This is a genomic window from Frondihabitans cladoniiphilus (genome assembly GCF_039544345.1).
GTDB classification, from domain to species: Bacteria; Actinomycetota; Actinomycetes; order Actinomycetales; family Microbacteriaceae; genus Frondihabitans; species Frondihabitans cladoniiphilus.
This window is the reverse complement of the sequence record NZ_BAABLM010000002.1, coordinates 1-23,342: the sequence shown is the minus strand read 5'-3', so window position 1 is coordinate 23,342 and position 23,342 is coordinate 1. Positions and strand designations below refer to the sequence as shown.

Sequence of the window (23,342 nt, the reverse complement as noted above, 5' to 3'; positions counted from 1 at the left end):
AGAAGTGCACGCAGTGCGTTGTCCGATCGTGCAGGGGTGTGTGCGTGCGTTTCGTGCTGCCGCGGGCGCGTTGGGGCCGCGAGAAGTGCACGCAGTGCGTTGTCCAATCGTGCGGGGGTGTGTGCGTGCGTTTCTTGCTGCCGCGGGCGCGTTCGGGCCGCAAGAAGTGCACGCAGTGCGTTGTCCGATCGTGCGGGGGTGTCTGCGTGCGTTTCGTGCGGCCGCGGGCGCGTTCGGGCCGCAAGAAGTGCACGCAGTGCCGGCACGAGCGGACAGAGAACGGGGGATGCACGTGCCAAGGCTCGGCGGATCGACGAGACCGCCCCGACCCACGGTGACCCGTCCGGCCGAGGCCTACTCAAGGCACGAGTCGATGAGGCGCTTCACGCAGAAGGCCCCCGGGTGGGAGTCCCGGGGGCCTTCTGTCTGTGCTCGCTTGCGACGCGCCGAGGCTCAGACCGAGCGGAGCACCGCCACGACTTTGCCGAGGATCTGCGCATGATCCCCGACGATCGGTTCGAAGTTCGAGTTGCGGGGGAGCAGCCAGGTGTGGCCATCGCGCTGGCGGAAGACCTTGACCGTGGCCTCGTCGTCGAGCATCGCCGCCACGATCTCTCCGTTCTCGGCGTTGCCCTGTTGGCGGACGACGACCCAATCGCCGTCGCAGATGGCGGCGTCGATCATCGATTCGCCGACGACGCGCAGCATGAAGAGCTCGCCCTTGCCCACCAAGCTGCGGGGGAGGGGCATGACCTCTTCGACCTGCTGCTCGGCCGTGATCGGGATGCCCGCCGCGATGCGTCCGACCAGGGGGACGTGGGCCGTCGTGTTGTCGTCGTCGTCGAACCGCAGGATCGTCGGCTCGGCCTGCACCTTGTCGGGGTCCTCGAGGAGCACTTCGAGAGCGCGAGGTCGGTTGGGGTCTCGGCGGATCGCCCCTGCGAGTTCGAGCTGATTCAGCTGGTGCGTGACGCTCGAGAGTGACGCGAGGCCCACGGCGTCGCCGATCTCGCGCATGCTCGGCGGGTACCCGCGATCTGCGATGGAATCGCGAATGGCAGCGAGGATGCTCGCCTGCTTCGCGGTCAGCGGCTTCCGCTCGCGGGGGTCGGCAGCACCTCTTGCCGCCCGGGCTCCCGGTGCGGCTGCTGCTGTGGTCGCGTCGCTCATTGCTCTCCCGCCGTGAATGTCGGTGGTCGGTGTTTGACTCACCCCGCCGATCGAAACTGTATCCGGTAGCAGGGCTTGTGAGAAACACATGTTCGAGTGTGTCGCGTGTTTTTTCCTTCATTTCTGCTATCGACCCCTTGAAATCGGCATCAGTCGAAGATATGTTCGGAACACGTCTTCGTGCCTGGCAGTCCCGGCCGAGTGCCGGGCACGAAGACCACCACCTCCTCCCGCCCGAACGGGAGGGGGTCACACCGAAAGGGCAATCACAATGAGCGCGACGATCACCGCCTTCCCGACCACCTCTTCCCGTCTCTCCGCACCCTCGGCGCCCGCCGTCCGTGAGGCGGCAGTCGCTGCCATGCCGGCGGGCCGCACTCGACTCCGCATCACACGTCGCGGGCAGGCCGTGCTCACCGTGCTCGTAGCGGTGCCGCTCCTCGCGGTGCTGGCCATCTTCCTGATGGGCGGGGGCGGAGCCGCTGCAACTTCGACCCCGGGTGACGTGCACTTCCAGCACGTGACGATCTCCTCCGGCGAGACTCTCTGGCAGGTCGCCGAGACGGTGGCTCCGAAGGCCGACCCGCGCGACGTCATCGTCGACATCACGAAGCTCAACAACCTGTCGAGCACAGACCTCCAGCCCGGGCAGACCCTGGCGATTCCGCTTCAGTACTCGCACTGACCCGTAGTCGGTCCGCAGGAGAGACGAAGACGGCTCCCGGCCTGTGGAGAACCGGCGTCATGCGTCTGGGCGCCCCCGTAAAATGAGGCTCGTGGAAATCACTCTCGACGATCTGCCCATCCGCGACGACCTCCGCGGCCAGTCCCCGTACGGTGCACCTCAGAAGAAGGTGCGCGTGGCGCTGAACGTCAACGAGAACACGCATCCCATCCCCGAAGACGTCGCACGAGACATCGTCGAATCGGTGGCCGCCGCCGTCCTCGAGATCAACCGCTACCCCGACCGTGAGTTCACGGCCCTCCGCGAGGCCTTGGCGGGCTACCTCGGCCACGGCATCACGGCGGAACAGATCTGGGCCGCGAACGGGTCCAACGAGGTCATCCAACAGATTCTGCAGGCGTTCGGTGGGCCGGGCCGCAGCATCCTCGGCTTCCCTCCCACCTATTCCATGCACTCCATCATCGCCAAGGGCACGGGCACCGAGTGGGTCGAAGGCCGGCGAGACGAGGGCTTCCAGATCTCACCCGAGACGGTTCGCGCCGAGATCGAGCGGACCAAGACGGACATCGTCATCCTCTGCGGGCCGAACAACCCGACGGGTACCCCGTTGTACCTCGAGACGATCGAGGCGGCGTACGACGCCACCCCGGGCATCCTCCTCGTCGACGAGGCGTACGCCGAGTTCATGCCGGCCGACCAGCCCTCAGCCCTGACCCTTCTCGAGGGGCGGCCTCGTCTGCTGGTCTCCCGCACCATGAGCAAGGCCTTCGCCTTCGCGGGCGCGCGCGTTGGCTACCTGGCCGCGAACCCCGCGGTGATCGACGCGCTGCGCCTGGTCCGCCTGCCCTACCACCTGTCGTCGCTCACCCAGGCGGCCGCAGTCGCCGCCCTCCGTCACGCCGACGAGATGCTGGCCATGGTCGACGACATCAAGCTGCAGCGTGACCGCATCGTCGACACGCTCGCCGAGTTGGGCTACCAGCCGTGGCCGACGTGGTCGAACTTCGTCCTCTTCGGCGGCGTCGACGACCCGCACGACGTGTTCGAGAAGCTCCTCGAACGCGGCATCATCGTCCGCGACCTCGCGATCCCCGGGCACCTCCGGGTGAGTGCGGGCACCGAGGCCGAGACCACCGCGTTCCTCGAGGCCCTCCGCGACATTAAGCTCGCTTCATGACCGAGCCCCGCTCCGCCTCCGTTTCCCGCACGACGAGCGAGTCCTCCATCGAGCTGTCCCTGGACCTCGACGGAACCGGCACCTCTTCGATCGACACCTCGGTCCCGTTCTACGACCACCTGCTGACGGCCCTGTCGAAGCACTCGTTGATCGACCTCACGGTCAAGGCCACGGGTGACACCGACATCGACGTCCACCACACGGTCGAAGACATCGGGATCGCCTTCGGCACGGCTCTGAAGGCGGCACTCGGCGACAAGAGCGGCATCGGTCGCTACGGCGATGCCCTCGTGCCGCTCGACGAGGCGTTGGTCCAGGCCGTCGTCGACGTGTCCGGGCGTCCCTACCTCGTCCACTCCGGCGAGCCCGACGGGTTCGAACTGCACCTCATCGGCGGTCACTTCACCGGATCCATGGTGCGGCACGTGTTCGAGGCGATCGCGTTCAACGCCGGGCTCACTGTCCACGTCCGCGTGCTGGGCGGCCGAGACCCGCACCACATCGCCGAGGCCGAATTCAAGGCCTTCGCGCGCGCTCTCCGTAAGGCCGTCGAGTTCGACCCCCGCGTGACCGGCATCCCCTCCACCAAGGGCGCCCTGTGAGCGACGCCGCGACCACGCCGAGCGACGCCGCGACCACGCCGAGCGACGCCGCGACCACGCCGAGCGACGCCGCGACCACGCCGAGCGATGCCGCGACCACGCCGGCCGTCGGCTCGCGACCCGACGTGGTCGTCCTCGACTACGGCAGTGGCAACGTCCACTCGGCTATCAAAGCCCTCGAACTCGCCGGCGCCGACGTCGAACTCACGTCCGACCGGTCGCGGGTGATGGCGGCCGACGGCCTCTTCGTTCCCGGGGTGGGTGCCTTCTCCGCCGTGATGAGCCAGCTCCAGTCCGTCCGAGGCGGCGAACTGATCGACCGCCGTCTCGCCGGCGGGCGACCCGTGCTCGGAATCTGCGTCGGAATGCAGGTCTTCTTCGACCAGGGTGTCGAGCGGGGCCAGACCACCGAGGGTCTCGGCGAATGGCCCGGGTCGATCGACGCGCTGAAGGCCGACGTCTTGCCGCACATGGGCTGGAACACCGTCGACGCTCCCGACGACTCCGTCCTCTTCGACGGCGTCCGCGACGAGCGGTTCTACTTCGTCCACTCCTATGCCGCTCAAGACTGGACCCTGCACAGCGACGGGCGTCATGCTCAGCCCCGTGTCACGTGGGCCGACCACGGTGGCCGCTTCGTCGCCGCCGTCGAGAACGGCCCGCTCTGGGCGACTCAGTTCCACCCCGAGAAGTCCGGTGCGCCGGGCATCCGCCTGTTGAGCAACTGGCTCAAGACTCTCTGACCCACCCCTGCCGTTCCCTCGGCGGCCGAGCCGTGCATCCCGCCGTTCGAATCCGTCCAGGCCACTGAAACGAAAGCACCGATGAGCGAGTTCACCTCCACCCCGTCCCTCACCCTCCTCCCCGCGGTCGACGTCGCCGACGGCAAGGCGGTCCGTCTGACCCAGGGGGAGGCCGGCACTGAGACGAACTACGGCGACCCGGTCGACGCCGCGGCCGACTGGCAAGACCAAGGGGCCGAGTGGCTGCACCTCGTCGACCTCGACGCCGCGTTCGGTCGCGGCCACAACCGCGAGGTGATCCAGCGCGTGATCAAGCACGTCAAGGGCCTCAACGTCGAGCTCTCCGGCGGCATCCGCGACGACGCCTCGCTCGAGGCCGCCCTCGAGACCGGCGTCAAGCGCATCAACCTCGGCACTGCCGCGCTCGAGAACCCCGAGTGGGCGGCGTCCGTCATCGCGCAGTACGGCGAGGCAATCGCTGTCGGCCTCGACGTGCGAGGCACCACCCTGGCCGCTCGTGGCTGGACGAAAGAGGGCGGCGACCTCTTCACGGTCCTCGACCGGCTCGAAGACGCGGGATGTGCGCGCTACGTGGTCACGGACGTCACCAAGGACGGCACCCTCAAGGGCCCGAACGTCGAACTCCTGCAGCAAGTCATGCAGCGAACCGACCGCCCCGTCGTGGCGTCGGGCGGCATCTCGAGCCTCGACGACATCGCCGCCTTGCGCGCGCTCGTACCCGCCGGGCTCGAGGGGGCAATCGTCGGCAAGGCGCTCTACGCGGGAGCATTCACACTCCCCGCGGCGCTGGACGTCGCCGGTCGCTGATGGGGCCGAGGTCCGGCGACCCTGAAGGTCCCGTCGAGCGCCCCGAGTTGCCGGAGCACCTGCGCCCTCGAGCCAAGGCCGACAGTGCCGGGCAGTCGTTCGAGGGGCGCACGTTCCAAGCTCACGACACGACCTACGCGGACGACGACGGAACCGCCGACCCGCGTGTCCTCGTCGCCCTCGAGGCTCTTCGCGCCGGGACGGGCACCGAGGTCGACGTCCTCGAGGCGCTGCGGGGCATCCGCCTTCTCATCCCATTGCTCGCACACGCGGGCGACGAGGGCGTGAACGAGCACGGAGTGACCGTCGACAAGACGCAAGAACTCGCGATCGTCACGGTCCAGGGCCCCGACGGGCGCGCGGTACTGCCCGCCTTCACCTCGGTGACGGCATTGCGAGCGTGGGATCCACGGGCTCGGCCCGTGCCTGCCGAGTCGCGTCGCGTCGCGATCGCCGCCGTGTCCGAGTCCACCGAATTGATGGTGCTCGATCCGGGGTCCCCGACCGAGTTCGGTGTGCGGCGGCCCGCTCTGTGGGCGCTGGCGCAAGACCTGCCGTGGGTACCGGCTCACCTCGACGCGGAGGTCGGCGCCGCGTTCCTCGAGGCCGCGGCGGGCGAAGACGCCGTCGAGTCCGTCGGTCTTGCACCCGGGGCGGTCTCGCCCGCGCTGGTCGGGCCCGAACTCGTAGTGCAGCTCGTGCTGCGGCCGGGGCTCGACCAGGAAGGACTGGCGGCGTTGGTCGGACGGCTTCAGGCGCGCTGGACGGCCAGCGAGGTCATCGCGACGCGCGTCGACAGCATGGCCGTGCGAGTCGTCGCCGCCCGCTGACGCGCGGCAGTGGATCCCACGTTCTCGGGGTCAGTTGACCGGGCCGGTGAGCTTCTCGCCCGGTCCCTGGCCGATGGCGTCGGGGATCGGCGAGGCCTCCCGGAAGGCGAGCTGTACCGTGCGCAGCCCGTCGCGGAGGGCACGCGCGTGGACGTCGCCGACCTCGGGGGCGCTTGCGACGACGAGCCCTGCCAGGGCTGTGATCAGCTTGCGAGCCTCGTCGAGGTCGAGCTGCGTCTCGGGGGAGTCCGCCAGGCCCACCTTGACCGCCGCAGCGCTCAAGAGGTGGACCGCGACCGTGTTGATGATCTCGACTGCGGGGACCTCGGCGATGTCCCGTTCGGCGCCGACGGCCTCGTCGGTGTCGTAGGGAGAAGTCTGATCTGAAGGCGTCTGGCTCACGTGCTGTTCCTCTGCTAAGCTTCATCCGGCTGCGGAGCCATGTGCTCCGTTACGAAAGTGGAGATTCTCCCACCCGCGCTTGACCGTTTGATTAGGTTACCGGGTTGTAGTGCCCCGTCGATGTGAGTTGCGACTCGCCTCGATAGTCCGAAACGTCGGTTCGTCCGACACTCGGTCCGGGCCGGCGCAGTACCTCGAACACGGCTCACACGAGCGGGTTTCGGGTGCGGCACCTGATTTCCTCCTTCTGCCCCCGCGACCTCCCGTCGCGGTGAACACCAAGAAGCAAGAGGAGCCCCGCATCAGCGATCCCCGTACCAACGACCGAATCCGCGTTCCCGAGGTCCGCCTCGTCGGCCCCGCCGGCGAACAGGTGGGTGTCGTGCCCATCGCCATGGCTCTCCGCCTGGCTCAAGAGGCAGACCTGGATCTGGTCGAGGTCGCTCCGAACTCCAAGCCGCCCGTGGCCAAGATCATGGACTACGGCAAGTTCAAGTACGAGGCGGCTCAGAAGGCCAAAGAAGCGCGTCGCAATCAGGCGAACACGATCCTCAAAGAGGTCCGTTTCCGTCTGAAGATCGACAAGCACGACTACGAGACCAAGCTCAAGCGCGCGGAGGGCTTCCTCCAGGCGGGCGACAAGGTCAAGGCCATGATCCTGTTCCGCGGTCGCGAGCAGTCGCGTCCCGAGCAGGGCCACCGTCTTCTCCAGCGTTTCGCCGAGGACGTGTCCGAGTTGGGCACCGTCGAGAGCAACCCCACGATCGACGGCCGCAACATGGTCATGGTCATCGGTCCGCTCAAGAACAAGGCCGAGGCCAAGGCCGAAGCCGAAGCACGCAAGGTGGCCAACAAGCCGCCGAAGCACCCCACGTCCACCGAGGCCCCGGCCGAGAGCGCAGCTCCCGCCGAGACCACCGCTCCTACCGAGTGACGACCACTCGGAGGGGGCGCACCGCTTCCACCGAGTGCCACCACTCCTCCGAGTGACAACAAGAAAGTAACGACTATGCCCAAGATGAAGACCCACTCCGGCACCAAGAAGCGATTCAAGGTCACCGGTACCGGCAAGATCATGAAGCAGCAGGCCGGTATGCGTCACAACCTCGAGGTCAAGTCCTCCAAGCGCAAGGCTCGTCTGAACACCGACCAGGTGCTGTCCAAGGCCGACAGCAAGGTCATCAAGAAGCTTCTCGGCCGCTGAGCCGTCGACTGACGTAGTAAAGGAAATAAGAAGATGGCAAGAGTAAAGCGGGCCGTAAACGCCCACAAGAAGCGTCGCGTAATCCTCGAGCGCGCCAAGGGCTACCGCGGACAGCGTTCGCGTCTGTACCGCAAGGCCAAAGAGCAGGGCATCCACTCGCTCGTCTACTCGTTCCGCGACCGTCGCGCTCGCAAGGGCGAATTCCGTCGCCTCTGGATCCAGCGCATCAACGCCGCCTCGCGTGCGAACGGCCTGACCTACAACCGCCTCATCCAGGGCCTCGCTCTGGCCGGCATCCAGGTCGACCGCCGCATCCTCGCCGACCTCGCGGTCAACGAGCCCACCACCTTCGCCGGGATCGTCGCTGCCGCCAAGGCCGCGCTTCCCGCCGACACGTCGGCCCCCAAGGTCGTCGCTGCGTAATTTCCCTGGTCAGTGGGGCATAGTTGTCGGATGCCCAGCAACCAGATGATCGACAACCCGCGTTCACCTCGAGTGCGTGCGGTGGCCAAACTGGCCAAGAGAGACGCCCGGTCCCAGACCGGGCTCTTTCTGTTGGAGGGCCCGCAGTCCGTCACCGAGGCCCTGACCTTCCGGCCGGAGCTCGTGGTCGAGCTCTTCGCGACGCCGACAGCCCTCGAGCGCTACACCGAACTCGCGCAGGCGGCGGTTGATGCGGGCGTGGACATCGAGTTCGTGACCGAAGACGTGTTGTCCGCAATGGCCGACACGGTCACGCCGCAGGGGCTGGTCGCCGTCTGCCGCCAGTTCCCGACGTCCATCAAAGACATCTTCGGGTCGGGCCGTGCTGGTTTCGGCTCGGGTTCGGACTCCGATTCGGACTCCGGCTCGGATTCGGATTCGGGCTCGGGTTCTGGTTCGGGCTCGGGTTCTCGTTCGGGTTCTGGCGATTCCGGGGGTTCGCCCCGCCTCATCGCGATCCTCGAGGAGGTCCGCGATCCGGGCAATGCCGGCACGATCATCCGCGCCGCCGACGCCGCGGGCGCCGATGCCGTCATCATGACTGGCCGCAGCGTCGACCTCTACAACCCCAAGGTCGTCCGGGCCACGACCGGCTCGCTGTTCCACGTCCCGGTCGCGGTCGGCATCGAGCTGCCTGCAGTCCTGGCTCGCTGCGCCGCCGCCGGTCTGCAGGTCCTGGCCGCCGACGTCAAAGGGTCGGACCTCCTCACGGCCCGGCGGGAGGGGCTGCTCGCGGCTCCGACCGCGTGGCTGTTCGGCAACGAGGCCCGTGGTCTGACGGATGAGCACCTCGCCCTGGCCGAGCGTGCCATCGTCGTACCCATCTACGGGCACGCCGAGAGCATGAACCTCGCGACCGCTGCGTCCGTGTGCCTCTACGAGAGCGCGTTCGCCCAGCACTGAGCCGTGGCCGAGGCGGGGGCTGTGCATCCCCCGCTCGCTCTGTCCTGCCTGCGTGCACTTTTTGTGCGTGCACTTCTTGCGTGCCCGCCGTGCGTGCGTTTTTTGCGTGCCCGCCCGTGCGTGCGTTTTCTGTGTGCCCGCCCGTGCGTGCGTTTTCTGCCACCGGCGTCCAGATCGCGCGACAAGAAATGCACGCAGACACCCGGGTGGTCCCAGCGGCTCACTGCCCTGCGGCGTGGAGTTGACTGCCGCGCCGCGGTGCCTTCCTCGTTGCGTGCACTTCTGGTTACTTCGTGCTGCCCGAGGCAGCGCATTTCGCACGCACAGGTGTTCGTCCACCGTGGCCGCGCGTACTGCAACCTCGCGGCTGTCCGCCACACCCCGCGAGGTAGCTCTGCGTGCATTTTCGGCGCCTGCCGGGACACCCGGGCCGCACGAATTGCACGCACACGCGAGCGCAGGGCACGGCACGTCTTGTGCACAGGGCCGCGTGTGAGCGAGGTTGTCCACAGAGAGGGTGGGATGCGCGTCCCGAGTGCTCGGGGGCGTCCACCATCGATCCATGGTTCAGCCGTGCCCGCTCCCTCGTCCTCTCCTCGACAGACCTTTCTCGACTCGTGAAGCCCTCCGCTTGGGCGTCAAACCCCACCGCTTGCGCGCTGCCGATCTTGTGCGCCCCTTCGTCGGCATCCGATCCAAGGCCCGGCCGACGGGGCCCGAGGCGGCAGCCAGGGCTCTCGCGGTTCGCCTCAAGGCCGGCTCGTACCTCAGCCACTCGACTGCCGCGGCCATCTGGCATCTCCCCCTTCCCTCTCGTCTCGAACGCGACCGGCGCGTGCACGTGACCACGCCGAGTCCCGACCTGGCGGTCCGCGCACGAGGCGTCGCCGGCCACCGCACACGCCGTCCGCCCGAATTGCGCACGGTGCGAGGCCTGATCGTCTGCGATCCCGTTCGGGTCTGGGTCGATCTGGCAGCGAAGCTGCGTGTCGACGAGCTCGTGGAGTTGGGAGACGCGCTCGTCTGTCCCGTCTATCGGGCTGATGGCTCAATCCAACCCGGTCTGGCCACGTTGGCCATGCTGAGGCAGGCCGTCGACCAAGCACGGCACCGTCGGGGCGTCAGGCGTCTGGGCCGTGCGCTTGCCGAGATCCGCGTCGGCTCGCAATCACCGGGCGAGACGAGGCTTCGTCTCGAGGCCAACCGACTCGGGCTCGACGAGCCCGAACTCAACGCGCGCATCACGGGGCCCACAGGGCGCTTCCTCGCACGAGGTGACCTGGTCTATCGCCGCGCTCGAGTCGTGGTCGAGTACGAGGGCGATCACCATCGCACCGATCCGAAGGTGTTCCAGAACGACATCCGTCGGCGTGAGCGTCTCGAAGACGCGGGGTGGCGCGTGCTCCGCGTCACCAGAGGCGACCTCACGGCTCACCGGTCGGAATTCGTGGCTCGCCTCGAGCGTCTCCTCGTCGAGCGGACTCCCCGATGAGGCCGCGTGACTCGTCGTTCCTCCACGACGTCGACGGGTGTGCGGGCACCAGATCGACCAGAACGGGGGATGCACGGGGCAAGTGCCCGGGTTCGGTAAGGTTGGTTCTCGTGTCAGACACCGTGCCCATCACCGACGACGCCGTTTCCAGCGCCGTCGAGGCGGCTCTCGCAGCCATCGCCTCGGCCGCCACAGTCGCGGAGCTCAAGGCGGTCCGAGGGGCTCACGTCGGGGAAGCCTCCGTGCTGGCGCGGATGAACGCGGGTCTTCGCGATCTCCCGAACGACCAGAAGGCCGCTGCCGGCAAGCTGATGGGGGCTTCGCGCGGACGGGTCAATCAAGCAATCGCCGCTCGCGAGGGCGAGCTGGCCGAGGCCGAAGAGCTCGCGCGACTCGAAGACGAGCGCATCGACGTCACAGCTCTTCCGACGCGTCGCAGGCAGGGTTCGCGTCACCCGTTGAGCCTCCTACAGGAGAAGATGGGCGACATCTTCATCGGCATGGGGTGGGAGATCGCCGAAGGGCCCGAGCTCGAGCACGAGTGGTTCAACTTCGACGCTCTGAACTTCGACGCGGACCACCCCGCGCGTGCCATGCAGGACACGTTCTTCGTCGAGCCCGTCGACCGTCATCTCCTCCTCCGCACGCACACGTCCCCTGTGCAGATCAGAGCGCTGCTTTCTCGCGAACTCCCCGTCTACGTCGTCGCGCCCGGTCGGGTCTTCCGCACCGACGAGCTCGACGCGACTCATACTCCTGTCTTCACCCAGATCGAGGGCATCGCCATCGACAAGGGCCTGACGATGGCCCACCTGCGCGGAACCCTCGAGCACCTCGCGCGCGCGATGTTCGGCGACGAAGCCGAAATCCGCCTGCGCCCGAACTACTTCCCGTTCACAGAGCCGAGCGCCGAGATGGACGTCTGGCAGCCGCATGCCAAGGGCGGGGCTCGTTGGGTCGAGTGGGGTGGTTGCGGCATGGTCAATCCAAACGTGCTCCGCTCTGCGGGCATCGATCCCGACGAGTACCAGGGTTTCGCCTTCGGTATGGGCATCGAGCGCACCCTCCAGTTCCGCAACGACCTGAACGACATGCGCGACATGGTCGAGGGCGACGTCCGCTTCAGCGAGCAGTTCGGCATGGTGGTCTGATGCGCGTACCCCTGAGTTGGCTCGGCGAGTACGTCGATCTCCCCGACGACGTCACGCTGGCGCACGTCCATGCGGCTCTCGTATCCGTGGGATTCGAAGAGGAAGACGTTCATCTCTCCGACGTGACGGGCCCGCTCGTCGTCGGTCAGGTCCTCGAATTCACGCCCGAGCCCCAGACGAATGGCAAGACCATCAACTGGTGTCGGATCGCTGTCGGTCCCGATCACGCGTCGAACGAAGACGACGTCCGTGGCATCGTCTGCGGCGCCCACAACTTCGTCGTCGGCGACAAGGTCGTCGTGTCGCTGCCCGGGGCCGTGCTCCCCGGTCCCTTCCCCATCGCCGCTCGGAAGACGTACGGCCACGTCTCCGACGGCATGATGGCGTCCACACGCGAGCTCGGCCTCGGCGACGAGCACGACGGCATTCTGCTCCTCAAAGACCTGGGGTTGGACCCCGAGGTCGGTACCGACGCGATCTCGCTTCTCGGGCTCGACGACGCGGCCGTCGAGATCAACGTCACACCTGACCGCGGCTACGCGCTCAGCATCCGCGGCGTCGCTCGCGAGTACTCGCATGCGACCGGCGCCGCCTTCCGCGACCCCGTTGCCGCTCCAGAGCCGGTGGCTCGCACGGGCTATTCGGTGACGATCGACGACTCGGCACCCGTTCGCGGGCGCCATGGTGTCAACGCCTTCACGACCGCGGTCGTTCGCGGGCTGGACGTGACGCGTCCGACGCCTCCCGCCATGCAGGCCAAGCTCCGCCTCGCGGGCATGAGATCCATCTCGCTCGCCGTCGACATCACGAACTACGTCATGCTCGAGTTCGGTCAGCCCTTGCACGCCTACGACCTCGACACCCTTGTCGGCGGGATCACTGTGCGACGTGCCGCAGCCGGAGAGAAGCTGACCACGCTCGACGGCCAGACCCGTGAGCTCGATGCCGAAGATCTGCTCATCACGGACGACGAGGGTCCGATCGGTCTCGCCGGGGTCATGGGCGGCGCGCGCACGGAAGTCGGATCGACGACCACGGATGTTCTCATCGAAGCGGCGAACTTCGACCCCATCTCCATCGCACGCAGTGCTCGCCGGCACAAGCTTCCGAGCGAGGCATCTCGTCGATTCGAACGCGGCGTCGACCCTGCAGTGGGAGCGGCGGCCGTGGAGCGGGCCGTACACCTCCTCGTCGAACTCGCCGGTGGAACGGCCGATGCTCTCGGATCGTCCTACGACGCCTCCGAGAAGCCGGACGCCATCTTCCTGCCCGCGTCTCGCGCGAGCAGTCTCATCGGGGTCGACTACACCGATACCGAGGTCGAAGAGAGCCTCCTCGCCATCGGCGCCGACCTGACGGTCGCCGACGGTGGGTGGAACGTCACCCCGCCGACATGGCGCAGTGACCTCGTCGACAGCGCCGGCCTGGTCGAAGAGGTCGCCCGGATCAACGGGTACGACCGCATTCCCTCGATCCTTCCGGTCGCGCCTCCCGGGCGTGGCCTGACCCGAGAACAGTCGCTTCGCCGCGCCGTATCGGCGAGCCTTGCGTCGGCCGGCCTCACCGAGGTCTACGCGTATCCCTTCGTCTCCCCGTCCCGCAATGCAGTCTTCGCGCCGCGGGCGGAGAACAAGGTGGCCAAGGACAAGGGGGCGGAGAACAAGGCTGCGGCAGGCGAGGGCGGAGAAGCAAGCGGGCACGCCGAAGCCATCCGCCTCGCCAACCCGCTCGACACCGACGCCGGTGAGATGCGCCTCTCCCTTCTGCCCGGTCTGCTCGACACGGCGCGCCGCAACCTGTCCCGCGGCCTCGTGGACATCGCGCTCTACGAGACCGGCAGCGTGTATTTCACCCGGAACCGCGCATCCCTCGGATCCGATTTCATCCCGGTCGGGGCGGCACGCCCCGAGGTCGACGTGCTGGACGCTCTGAACGCGGGCCTTCCCGAACAGCCGCGCCACCTCGCCGTCGTGGCCGTGGGCGCTTCCATCGAGAAGCAGGTCGGGCAGGCCGCTGAGCCCGCCGACCTGGCCGGTGTCCTCGACGACGTGCGCGTCGCGGCACGGGCCGTCGCCGCCGACATCACGGTGCGCCAGGGCTGGCACCCGGCCCTTCACCCGGGCCGGACCGCCGACCTGCTCGTCGGGGAGACCGTCGTGGGCTTCGCCGGCGAACTCCTGCCGGCGATCGCTCTCGATCTCGACCTGCCGCGCGTCGTCGTGGTCGCCGAGCTCGACCTCGATCTCCTGATCGAACTCGCCCGCCCCGAACCGCAGCCGAAGCCGATCTCCTCGTACCCGGCTGCGACTCAAGACGTCTCGCTCGTCGTCGGACTCGACGCTCCTGCGGGCGAGGTGCTCGAGACGGTCGTCGAGGGAGCCGGCGACCTCCTCGAGACCGCACGACTCGTCGACGACTACCGCGGTGCCGGCATCCCCGCCGACACGAAATCCCTCACGTTCGCGCTGCGATTCCGCAGCGGCGACCGCACGCTCACGGCCGCCGAGGCGTCCGAGGCGAAGGCGGGCGCTGTGCGCCTGGCCGGCGAGCGATTCGGGGCGACGCTTCGCGACTGACCGTCGTCCAGCGCCGCCGCCCCGATCTCGTCCGTTCCGAACATTAGGGTAGAAGCATGCCTTTATCCGTCGCCGTCGCAGGCGCAAGCGGTTACGCCGGTGGGGAGCTCCTCCGGCTCCTCTCCTCACATCCCGAATTCGACGTGACAACCGTCACGGCATTCACCAACGCGGGGCAGCCTCTCATCGCTGCGCACCCGCACCTTCGTTCGCTCTCGCACCTCACACTCGTCGAGACGAACGCTGACAACCTCCTCGGCCACGACGTCGTCTTCCTCGCCCTGCCTCATGGCAAGTCGGGCGAGATCACGGCGCAGTTGCCGGACGACGTCCTCGTCGTCGACTGCGGTGCCGACCATCGACTCACGAACGAGTCCGACTGGGCGGCCTTCTACGGCGGCGACTTCTACGGCGCGTGGACGTATGGGCTGCCCGAACTGATCCTGGCCGACGGCACCCGTCAGCGCGATGCCCTCGTCGGCACGAAGCGCATCGCCGTGCCCGGTTGCAACGTCACCGCAATCACTCTCGCTCTCGCTCCCGGAGTCCAGGCCGGCCTGGTCGGAGTCGACGACATCGTCTCGGTGCTCGCCGTCGGCCCGTCCGGTGCCGGCAAGTCGCTGAAGCCCCACCTCCTGGCCAGCGAGATGCTCGGCTCGGCGTCGGTCTACGGCGTCGGCGGCACCCATCGGCACATCCCCGAGGTGCAGCAGAACCTCCGCCTCGCCGGGGGCACCGATGTGCGCCTCTCCTTCACTCCCGTGCTCGTCCCGATGGCGCGAGGCATCCTCGCGACGACGACCGCGAAGCTGGCACCCGGCGTCGGTGCGGGCGACATCCGCCAGGCCTGGGAGTCCGCGTACTCCCACGAGCCGTTCGTGCACCTTCTCGCTGCCGGCGACTTCCCCCGTGTCGCCGACACGGTGGGCGCCAACACGGCATTGATCGGCATCGCCGTCGACGAGGCCGCCGGTCGCGTCGTGACGGTCAGCGCGATCGACAACCTCGTCAAGGGCACCGCCGGCGCCGCAATCCAGTCGGCCAATCTCGCTCTCGGGTTGCCCGAGACCCTGGGTCTGCCGACCGACGGAGTCGCGCCGTGAGTGTCACTGCAGCGAAGGGCTTCGAGGCCTCGGGCGTCGTGGCGCATCTCAAGTCCACCGGCGCGAAAGACGTCGCGCTCGTCGTCAACCGCGGGCGCAGCGCCGCCGCGGCGGCGGTCTTCACGAGCAATCGCGCGAAGGCGAATCCCGTCATCTGGTCGCAACAGGTCGTCGCCGACGGCCAGGCTCGCGCCGTCGTCCTGAACTCCGGGGGCGCCAATTGCTTCACGGGCGCCTTCGGTTTCCAGACGACCCACGCCACCGCCGAAGCCGTCGCCGAAGCACTCGACGTGTCGGCCGGCGACGTCGTCGTCTGCTCCACCGGCCTCATCGGTGTCGGCGACCAGACGTTCCGCGACAAGGTGGTATCCGGGGCGAGAGCCGCTGCGGGCGAACTGCACGCCGAAGGCGGTCTCGACGCCGCAACCGCGATCATGACCACCGACACGCATCCCAAGCAGGCGGTCGTCGAGGGCGCCGGCTGGTCGGTGGGTGGCATGGCCAAGGGCGCGGGGATGCTCGCCCCCGGCCTCGCGACAATGCTGGTGGTCCTCACCACCGACGCCGACCTCCCTGCCGAGCGCCTCGACTCGGCTCTTCGGCAGGCCACCCGCCTGACGTTCGACCGGCTCGACTCCGACGGCTGCATGTCGACGAACGACACCGTCGTGCTCCTCTCGAGCGGCGAGTCGGGTGTCGCTCCCAGCGACGACGAGTTCGCAACGGCGGTCACCGCGCTCTGCGCCGACCTGGCCCGGCAACTCCAGGGCGACGCCGAGGGGGCCTCGCACGACATCCGCATCGAGGTCGTCGGCGCGGTGTCCGAAGACGAAGCCGTCGAGGTCGGGCGCTCGCTCGCTCGGAGCAATCTGCTGATGACGGCGGTGTTCGGCAACGATCCCAACTGGGGCCGTGTCCTGGCAGCGATCGGCACGACGCAGGCGACGTTCGATCCGTACGACGTCGACGTCTCCTTCAACGACGTGCGGCTCTGCGCGAAGGGCGCCCCCGACCGTCCCGTCACCGAAGTCGACATGACTCCGCGGGCCCTTCACATCCTGCTCGATCTCCACGCCGGCGATGCTGAGGCGACCGTTCTCACGAACGATCTCACGCACGACTACGTGCACGAGAACAGCGCGTACTCCAGCTGATGGGGGCCTAGACATGGACACCGAGCAAGCCATCGCGGCCGTCAAAGCCGCGACTCTCATCGAATCCCTCCCGTGGCTGAAGAACTACGCGGGCAAGGTCGTCGTCGTCAAGTTCGGCGGCAACGCCATGATCAACGACGACCTCAAGCGTGCTTTCGCCGAGGACATGGTCTACCTGCGTCACGTCGGCCTTCACCCCGTCGTCGTCCACGGCGGCGGTCCGCAGATCTCCGCCGCGCTGAAAGCGGCCGGCATCGAGAGCGAGTTCCGAGGCGGTTACCGCGTCACGACGACCGAAGCGATCTCCGTGGTCCGCGACGTCCTGGCGGGTGAGGTCAACCGCGAGATCGTCGACCTGATGAACGAGCACGGCGACCTCGCACGGGGCGTCTTCAGCGACGGCACCGACGACGCCCGCCTCTTCGAGGGGCACAAGCGCGGTGTCGTGATCGACGGCGAGCCCTTCGATCTCGGCCACGTCGGCGACATCACCGCCGTCGACCCGACCCGCGTGCTGGCCGAGATCGAGGCGGGCCGCATTCCCGTCGTGTCGTCTATCGCGGTCAACGACGCCGACTCCGACCTCGCTCTGAACGTCAACGCCGATGCGGCCGCGGCAGCGCTGGCCATCGCGCTCCGCGCCTCCAAGCTCGTGATGCTCACCGACGTCCCGGGGCTCTACAGCGACTGGCCCGACCGGACCTCGCTCGTCCCCCTGATCACGATCGACGAACTCGACGAGCTCCTGCCTCGCCTCGAGTCCGGCATGATCCCCAAGATGACCGCCTGCCGCGACGCCGTCGTGGCCGGAGTCGGCGGGGCGACCATCATCGACGGCCGCATCCCGCATTCCATCCTCCTCGAGATCTTCACCCAGCGCGGTGCAGGCACCGAGGTCATCCCCAACGAGAAGAAAGGACAGTCATGACCACGTCCACACAGACGCCCGGCAGCCAGACCCAAGGCGGTACGTGGCAGCGCCGATTCGGTGATTCGCTCATGAAGTCCTTGGCGACTCCGAAGGTGATGCTGGAGCGGGGTGAGGGCTGCTACGTCTGGGACGTCGACGGAAAACGCTACCTCGACTTCCTCGCCGGCATCGCCGTGAACTCGCTGGGCCACGCGCATCCCGTGCTCGTCGAGGCTCTGTCGAAGCAGGCCGCCACGCTGATCCACGTGTCCAACTACTTCGCGACGCCGTCGCAGGTCGAACTCGCCGAACGCCTCAAGCGGATCACGGGCGCCGGCGAACGCGGGCGCGTCTACTACGGCAACTCCGGTGCCGAGGCCAACGAGGCCGCGTTCAAGCTGCTCCGCCTCAACAAGGGCGACGGCTCCCGCAAACGGATCCTCGCCCTGCAGAGCTCGTTCCACGGCCGCACCATGGGCGCCCTGGCACTGACCGGCAAGCCCGCGCTCCGCAAAGACTTCGAGCCGATGCTCCCCGGTGTCGAGCACATCGAGACGTCCATCGAGGCCCTCGAACAGGCCATCGACGAGACCGTCGCGGGCATCATCATCGAGCCCATCAAGGGCGAGGCCGGCGTCGTCGACCTTCCCGAGGGCTTCCTGGTCGCCGCCCGCGAGCTCACCGCCAAGCACGGTGCGCTGCTCATCCTCGACGAGATCCAGACGGGTGTCGGCCGCACGGGCTCGTGGTTCACCTTCCAGCAGTTCGGCATCGTGCCCGATGCGATCACGGTCGCCAAGGGCATCGCCGGGGGAGTGCCCATCGGCGCCCTCGTCACGTTCGGCGACGCCTCCGATCTCTTCGAAGCGGGGATGCACGGCTCCACGTTCGGCGGAAATCCCTTCGCGACCACTGCGGCCAACGCTGTGTTGGGCGAGATCGAGTCCTCGGGCCTCGTCCAGAACGCCGAGGTCCGTGGTCACCAGATCCGCGAGGCCATCGCCGCCATCGGCTCGCCGCTCGTGCAAGAGATCCGCGGTCGTGGCCTCCTGATCGGAGTCGGCCTCGTCGATCCCATCGCGGCGGAGGTCTCCGCCCGTGCTCTCGAGGTTGGCCTGATCGTCAACGCCGCCAACGACTCGAGCATCCGCATCGCACCGCCGCTGATCGTCGGCGACGACGAGATCGCGGAGTTCGTGCGCCTCTTCACCGCCGTCCTGAAAGGCCTCGAATGACCCGGCACTTCCTCCGCGACGACGACCTGAGCCCGGCCGAGCAGTCGGCCGTCCTCGACCTTGCTGCGAAGCTGAAAGCAGACCGATTCTCCGCCCGCCCGCTCGAGGGGCCGGAGACGGTTGCGGTGATCTTCGACAAGTCGTCGACCCGCACGCGCGTGTCGTTCGCAGTCGGCATCGCCGATCTCGGGGGAGTGCCGTTGATCATCGCGACCGCCTCCAGCCAGCTCGGCGGCAAGGAGACTCCGAGCGACACGGCGCGGGTCCTCGAGCGTCAGGTCGCCGCCATCGTCTGGCGCACCTACGCGCAGTCCGGCCTGGAGGAGATGGCGAAGGGAACGACGGTGCCTGTCGTCAACGCGCTCAGCGACGACTTCCACCCGTGTCAGTTGCTCGCCGACCTGCTGACGATCCGCGAGACCAAGGGCAGCCTCGAAGGCCTGACCGTGGCCTTCGTCGGCGACGGCCGCTGCAACATGGCGCAGTCGTACCTCCTGGCCGGCACCACGGCGGGCATGCACGTCCGGATCGGCGCCCCTGTCGAATTCGCCCCCGAGGACGCCGTGGTGGCCGACGCCACAGCGATCGCGGCCGAGACCGGCGGTTCCGTCGCCGTCCTGGTCGACGCCGTCGAGGCGGTCCGCGGCGCGGACATCGTCGTGACCGACACGTGGGTGTCGATGGGCAAAGAAGGCGAGAAGGCGCATCGGGTCGCCACGTTCGGTTCCTACAAGGTCGACCAGGCCTTGATGGCGCACGCCGACGACGACGCGATCTTCTTGCACTGTCTGCCCGCCGATCGCGGCTACGAGGTCGAGGCCGACGTGATCGACGGTCCCCGCAGCGTCATCTGGGACGAGGCGGAGAACCGCCTTCACGCCCAGAAGGCCCTGCTCACCTGGCTGCTCGAGCAGCCCACACCCGACGGAGCGGCTCGATGAGTCACGACTCCTCTCTCGGCGGCGCGGGCACGTCCCGCGCCGCCGAGGCGGGCGCACTCTGGGGCGGCCGTTTCGCCTCCGGCCCGTCACCCGAGCTCGCCGCGCTCAGCAAGTCGACCCAGTTCGACTGGCAGCTCGCGCCCTACGACATCGCGGGTTCGCGGGCCCACGCGAAAGCCCTCGCTGCGGCCGGTTACCTCGACGAGACCGAATTGCGCGGGATGCTCGACTCCCTCGATCGGCTGGCCGACGGTGTCGCGGACGGCACCCTCACCGCAGCCGACTCCGACGAAGACGTCCACTCCGCCCTCGAGCGCCACCTGATGACGATCGCGGGCCCCGAGCTCGGCGGAAAACTCCGTGCCGGCCGGAGCCGCAACGATCAGATCGCCACCCTGGTGCGGCTGTACCTCCGCGACCACGGTCGGAGCATCGCTCATCTCGTCGTCGGGCTGATCGACGCCATCGCAGGCCAGGCGACTCGGCATGAGACCACGGTCATGCCGGGTCGGACGCACCTGCAACACGCTCAACCGGTCCTTCTGGCCCACCACCTGCTGGCTCATGCCTGGCCCCTGGTCCGCGACCTCGAACGGCTTCGTGACTGGACGCGCCGTGCCGGAGCCTCGCCCTATGGAGCAGGAGCCCTCGCCGGCAGCTCGCTGGGTCTGGATCCCGCCCTGGTCGCCTCCGAGCTCGGTTTCGACCGGACGACCGAGAACTCCATCGATGCAACGGCCAGTCGCGACGTGGTCTCCGAATTCGCCTTCGTGACCGCCTCCATCGGAATCGACGTGTCGCGACTCGCCGAAGAGGTCATCCTCTGGTCCACTCGCGAGTTCGGGTTCGTGAAGCTTCACGACTCCTTCTCGACCGGGTCGTCGATCATGCCGCAGAAGAAGAATCCGGACATCGCCGAGCTCGCCCGTGGAAAGTCCGGCCGCCTCATCGGCAACCTGACGGGGCTCCTCACGACCTTCAAGGGTCTGCCGCTCGCCTACAACCGCGACCTGCAGGAGGACAAAGAGCCCGTCTTCGACACGGTCACCCAACTCGAGGTCCTGCTCCCCGCCTTCACCGGCATGATCGCGACCCTCGAGTTCGACGTCGAACGTTTGGCCGAGCTCGCCCCCCAGGGCTTCTCGCTCGCGACCGACGTCGCCGAGTGGCTCGTCCGCCAGGGGGTCACCTTCCGCGACGCCCACGAGATCAGCGGCGAGCTGGTCCGCTTCTGCGAGGCCCACGGTCTCGAACTCGACGAGCCGACCGACGAGCAATACCAGTCGATCTCCGAGCACTTGACCCCGGGCATCCGCCCCGTGCTGACGGTCGAAGGTTCTATCGCGAGTCGCAACGGGGTGGGCGGCACCGCACCCGAGCGCGTCGCGGAACAACTCGCCCTCCTCACGGCACGCGTGCGAGCGCTCGTGTCCGAGCTCGACCCGCAGGCGGTGTGAGATGGCGAAGAAGACCAGCCACGACCGCGCATCCGGCGACCCCAAGCGCTCGACGATTCTGACGGTCGTCATCGTCGTGGCGGTCGTCGTCGTGGTCGCCGCCATCGTCTACACCGTGGCGACGGGCCAGAAGTTCTTCTGAGTCCGGTGGATCTCCGGCCGCTCGCCCTTCCCGCTCTCGAAGCGGCCCCTCTCCTGCTCGGCGCCATCGTCCGATCAGGAGAGGTGGCCGTCCGCCTGACCGAGGTCGAGGCCTATCACGGGCAGGGCCAGGATCCCGGCTCGCACGCGCACCGCGGTCGCACCGTTCGAAACAGCAGCATGTGGGGCCCGCCCGGCACCCTCTACGTCTACCTGTCCTACGGGATCCACCGTTGCCTCAATCTGGCGTGCGGTCCGAAGGGCTATGCCTCGGGTGTCCTCCTGAGATCCGGGCAGGTGGTCGACGGACTCGATCTCGCCCGAGAGCGCCGACGGACCTCACGCGTCGACGACGACCTGGCGCGGGGGCCCGGCCGACTCGGAACCGCTCTCGGCATCGAGCTCTCCGACGACGGTCGTTCCATCGACAGCCCGCCGTTCTCGATCCACTGGCCGGACTCGCTCGAGCCGGCCCCGCGCATCCTCGCCGGCCCTCGCGTCGGGGTGTCGGGGGATGCCGGTACCGACCGGTTCTCCTGGCGTTTCTGGCTCGAAGGGGACCCGACCGTGTCGCCGTATCGCGCTGCCGTGAGCCGCCGGTCGAAAGGCGTGACGCCGCAGGGCGGAACCGGCGGACCCGGTAAACTGTCGCGGTGACGTCCCTCTCGACGGCCGAACTCCTGGCGGCCCAGCGCAACGATCCCTCCTTCGACGACATCTGGAGCGAGATCGTCTATCGCGGGCTCGTCCACGTCTCCACCGACGAGGTCGCGTTGAAAGAGCTTCTCGCCGGTGCGCCGATCACGTACTACTGCGGTTTCGACCCGACGGCCGAGAGCCTCCACCTCGGCAACCTGGTCCAACTCCTGCTCATGCGCCGGCTGCAACTCGCCGGGCATCGGCCTCTGGGGCTCGTGGGCGGGTCGACGGGCCTCATCGGCGATCCTCGTCCGACCGCTGAACGCACCCTGAAGTCGCGGGAGCAGACGGCGGAGTGGGTGCAGAAGATTCGTGTGCACGTCGAGAAGTTCCTTTCGGCCGAGGGGGAGAACGGCCTGACCGTCGTGAACAACCTCGACTGGACCGAGCCGCTCTCCGCCATCGAATTCCTCCGCGACATCGGCAAGAACTTCCGCGTCAACACCATGCTGAAGAAAGACGCGGTCAGTGCGCGGCTGAACTCCGATGCCGGCATCAGCTACACCGAGTTCAGCTACCAGATCCTGCAGGGGCTCGACTTCCGCGAGCTGTACCGAAGCTACGGCTGTGTTCTGCAGACGGGTGGCAGCGACCAGTGGGGCAACCTGACCAGCGGTACCGAGCTGATCCGTCGCACCGAAGGGGTGGCGGTCCACGCGATCGGCACGCCTCTCATCACCAATTCCGACGGGACCAAGTTCGGCAAGAGCGAGGGCAACGCCATCTGGCTCGATGCCGCGCTCACGTCGCCGTACGCGTTCTACCAGTTCTGGCTCAACACCGACGATGCCGATGTGATCGGGCGCCTGAAGGTGTTCACGTTCTTGACTCGTGCGGAGATCGAAGAACTCGGGGTCCAGGTCGCCGAGCGACCGTTCGCTCGTGAAGCGCAGAAGCGTCTCGCGTTCGAGGTGACCGCCCTCGTTCACGGAACCGAGGCGGCCCAAGCGGCCATCGATGCGTCCGCGGCGCTCTTCGGGCAGGGGAGTCTCGCCGACCTTCCGACCGACGTCGTCGAAGCCGCCGTGGCCGAACTGCCGAATGCGATCGTCGATTCGACGACGACCGTGGGGCAGGCCCTCGTTGCCACCGGACTCGTGGCGAGTCTCGGTGCGGCCAAGCGGGCCGCCGCCGAGGGCGGGGTCTACGTCAACAACGAGCGCGTCTCGGACGAGTCGACCGCCATCGCGTCGTTGGCACTCGCCAGTGGTCACGCCATTCTGCGTCGTGGCAAGAAGACTCTCGCCGGGGTCACTGTCTCCGCCGGCTGAGTCCGATCTCGCTATTCACGAACCGCCGTCCCTCTGGGGCGGCGGTTTCGTCATTGTCGACGAGAGCGTGGGATGCACGTTCCCGCCCATCACGCCGCGGCCCGTGCCCCACATCCCCGTGTTTCCGGGGTTGTGGTGTGCGACACGCCCGGGATGTGGGTGGGATTTGCCTGGTGGGTGGGGGG

Annotated in this window: 24 protein-coding genes; 22 read left to right on the top strand and 2 right to left on the bottom strand. The window is 68.0% G+C overall.

The features are described from left to right. Positions 1–453 precede the first annotated feature (453 nt). Entirely contained in the window at positions 454–1,170 is a 717-nt protein-coding gene (gene lexA, locus ABEA39_RS05125; RefSeq protein ID WP_345374017.1) for a transcriptional repressor LexA, read from the bottom strand. Between the two features lie 271 nt (positions 1,171–1,441). Between lexA and ABEA39_RS05120 the strand changes: the two genes are divergently transcribed. From ABEA39_RS05120 to ABEA39_RS05095, 6 genes are all read left to right on the top strand, one after another. Continuing rightward, positions 1,442–1,855 (top strand): LysM peptidoglycan-binding domain-containing protein, encoded by a 414-nt coding sequence (locus ABEA39_RS05120; protein ID WP_345374014.1) that lies wholly within the window; start codon positions 1,442–1,444, stop codon positions 1,853–1,855. An 82-nt stretch (positions 1,856–1,937) separates the two neighbouring features. After that, on the top strand, positions 1,938–3,032 hold the full coding sequence (locus ABEA39_RS05115; protein WP_345374012.1) for a histidinol-phosphate transaminase: 1,095 nt from the start codon (positions 1,938–1,940) through the stop codon (positions 3,030–3,032). Further along, positions 3,029–3,634, top strand: coding sequence for an imidazoleglycerol-phosphate dehydratase HisB (hisB, locus tag ABEA39_RS05110; RefSeq protein ID WP_345374010.1), 606 nt, complete (start codon positions 3,029–3,031; stop codon positions 3,632–3,634). Before ABEA39_RS05115 ends, hisB begins: the two co-directional genes overlap by 4 nt. Positions 3,635–3,759: 125 nt before the next feature. Continuing rightward, positions 3,760–4,377 carry an imidazole glycerol phosphate synthase subunit HisH gene (gene hisH / locus ABEA39_RS05105; RefSeq protein WP_345375262.1) on the top strand — a complete coding sequence of 206 codons (618 nt, stop codon included), beginning with the start codon at positions 3,760–3,762 and terminating at the stop codon, positions 4,375–4,377. 81 nt (positions 4,378–4,458) lie between these two features. Beyond that, a complete protein-coding gene (gene priA / locus ABEA39_RS05100) occupies positions 4,459–5,205 on the top strand; it encodes a bifunctional 1-(5-phosphoribosyl)-5-((5-phosphoribosylamino)methylideneamino)imidazole-4-carboxamide isomerase/phosphoribosylanthranilate isomerase PriA (RefSeq protein ID WP_345374008.1) in 747 nt (248 codons plus the stop codon). Positions 5,206–5,252: 47 nt separating this feature from the next. Further along, positions 5,253–6,035, top strand: coding sequence for an SseB family protein (locus ABEA39_RS05095; protein WP_345374006.1), 783 nt, complete (start codon positions 5,253–5,255; stop codon positions 6,033–6,035). Between the two features lie 30 nt (positions 6,036–6,065). Here ABEA39_RS05095 and ABEA39_RS05090 read toward each other — a convergent pair whose 3' ends face one another. After that, positions 6,066–6,437, bottom strand: coding sequence for a DUF1844 domain-containing protein (locus ABEA39_RS05090; RefSeq protein WP_345374004.1), 372 nt, complete (start codon positions 6,435–6,437; stop codon positions 6,066–6,068). A gap of 271 nt (positions 6,438–6,708) precedes the next feature. Here ABEA39_RS05090 and infC point away from each other — a divergent pair, with 271 nt between their 5' ends. The 16 genes from infC (at position 6,709) to tyrS (ending at position 23,157) form a co-directional block, all read left to right on the top strand. Continuing rightward, positions 6,709–7,371: a translation initiation factor IF-3 gene (infC, locus tag ABEA39_RS05085; RefSeq protein ID WP_345374002.1), complete on the top strand. Its 663-nt coding sequence runs from the start codon at positions 6,709–6,711 to the stop codon at positions 7,369–7,371. Positions 7,372–7,446: 75 nt separating this feature from the next. Next, complete coding sequence (rpmI, locus tag ABEA39_RS05080) at positions 7,447–7,641, top strand: 50S ribosomal protein L35 (RefSeq protein WP_286343274.1); 195 nt, start codon at positions 7,447–7,449, stop codon at positions 7,639–7,641. Between the two features lie 33 nt (positions 7,642–7,674). Beyond that, positions 7,675–8,064 carry a 50S ribosomal protein L20 gene (gene rplT / locus ABEA39_RS05075; RefSeq protein ID WP_345373999.1) on the top strand — a complete coding sequence of 130 codons (390 nt, stop codon included), beginning with the start codon at positions 7,675–7,677 and terminating at the stop codon, positions 8,062–8,064. 45 nt (positions 8,065–8,109) lie between these two features. Continuing rightward, on the top strand, positions 8,110–9,027 hold the full coding sequence (locus ABEA39_RS05070; protein WP_345375260.1) for a TrmH family RNA methyltransferase: 918 nt from the start codon (positions 8,110–8,112) through the stop codon (positions 9,025–9,027). Positions 9,028–9,658: 631 nt separating this feature from the next. Next, positions 9,659–10,519: a DUF559 domain-containing protein gene (locus tag ABEA39_RS05065; RefSeq protein WP_345373997.1), complete on the top strand. Its 861-nt coding sequence runs from the start codon at positions 9,659–9,661 to the stop codon at positions 10,517–10,519. A gap of 110 nt (positions 10,520–10,629) precedes the next feature. Then, positions 10,630–11,670: a phenylalanine--tRNA ligase subunit alpha gene (gene pheS, locus ABEA39_RS05060; protein ID WP_345373995.1), complete on the top strand. Its 1,041-nt coding sequence runs from the start codon at positions 10,630–10,632 to the stop codon at positions 11,668–11,670. Continuing rightward, positions 11,670–14,246 (top strand): phenylalanine--tRNA ligase subunit beta, encoded by a 2,577-nt coding sequence (pheT, locus tag ABEA39_RS05055; protein WP_345373993.1) that lies wholly within the window; start codon positions 11,670–11,672, stop codon positions 14,244–14,246. Before pheS ends, pheT begins: the two co-directional genes overlap by 1 nt. A 56-nt stretch (positions 14,247–14,302) precedes the next feature. Continuing rightward, entirely contained in the window at positions 14,303–15,349 is a 1,047-nt protein-coding gene (gene argC / locus ABEA39_RS05050) for an N-acetyl-gamma-glutamyl-phosphate reductase (RefSeq protein ID WP_345373991.1), read from the top strand. Further along, positions 15,346–16,503: a bifunctional glutamate N-acetyltransferase/amino-acid acetyltransferase ArgJ gene (argJ, locus tag ABEA39_RS05045; RefSeq protein ID WP_345373989.1), complete on the top strand. Its 1,158-nt coding sequence runs from the start codon at positions 15,346–15,348 to the stop codon at positions 16,501–16,503. The genes argC and argJ overlap by 4 nt, the downstream gene beginning before the upstream one ends. A 13-nt stretch (positions 16,504–16,516) precedes the next feature. Continuing rightward, on the top strand, positions 16,517–17,431 hold the full coding sequence (gene argB, locus ABEA39_RS05040) for an acetylglutamate kinase (RefSeq protein ID WP_345373987.1): 915 nt from the start codon (positions 16,517–16,519) through the stop codon (positions 17,429–17,431). Next, a complete protein-coding gene (locus ABEA39_RS05035) occupies positions 17,428–18,648 on the top strand; it encodes an acetylornithine transaminase (protein ID WP_345373985.1) in 1,221 nt (406 codons plus the stop codon). Before argB ends, ABEA39_RS05035 begins: the two co-directional genes overlap by 4 nt. After that, on the top strand, positions 18,645–19,589 hold the full coding sequence (gene argF, locus ABEA39_RS05030) for an ornithine carbamoyltransferase (protein WP_345373983.1): 945 nt from the start codon (positions 18,645–18,647) through the stop codon (positions 19,587–19,589). The genes ABEA39_RS05035 and argF overlap by 4 nt, the downstream gene beginning before the upstream one ends. Beyond that, on the top strand, positions 19,586–21,046 hold the full coding sequence (argH, locus tag ABEA39_RS05025) for an argininosuccinate lyase (protein ID WP_345373981.1): 1,461 nt from the start codon (positions 19,586–19,588) through the stop codon (positions 21,044–21,046). The genes argF and argH overlap by 4 nt, the downstream gene beginning before the upstream one ends. A gap of 1 nt (position 21,047) precedes the next feature. Then, positions 21,048–21,188: a hypothetical protein gene (locus ABEA39_RS05020; protein ID WP_345373980.1), complete on the top strand. Its 141-nt coding sequence runs from the start codon at positions 21,048–21,050 to the stop codon at positions 21,186–21,188. Between the two features lie 5 nt (positions 21,189–21,193). Then, a complete protein-coding gene (locus tag ABEA39_RS05015) occupies positions 21,194–21,844 on the top strand; it encodes a DNA-3-methyladenine glycosylase (protein ID WP_345373978.1) in 651 nt (216 codons plus the stop codon). Continuing rightward, the gene (gene tyrS, locus ABEA39_RS05010) at positions 21,841–23,157 is read left to right on the top strand and encodes a tyrosine--tRNA ligase (RefSeq protein WP_345373976.1); all 1,317 of its coding nucleotides are present in this window, start codon (positions 21,841–21,843) and stop codon (positions 23,155–23,157) included. Before ABEA39_RS05015 ends, tyrS begins: the two co-directional genes overlap by 4 nt. Positions 23,158–23,342 lie beyond the last annotated feature (185 nt).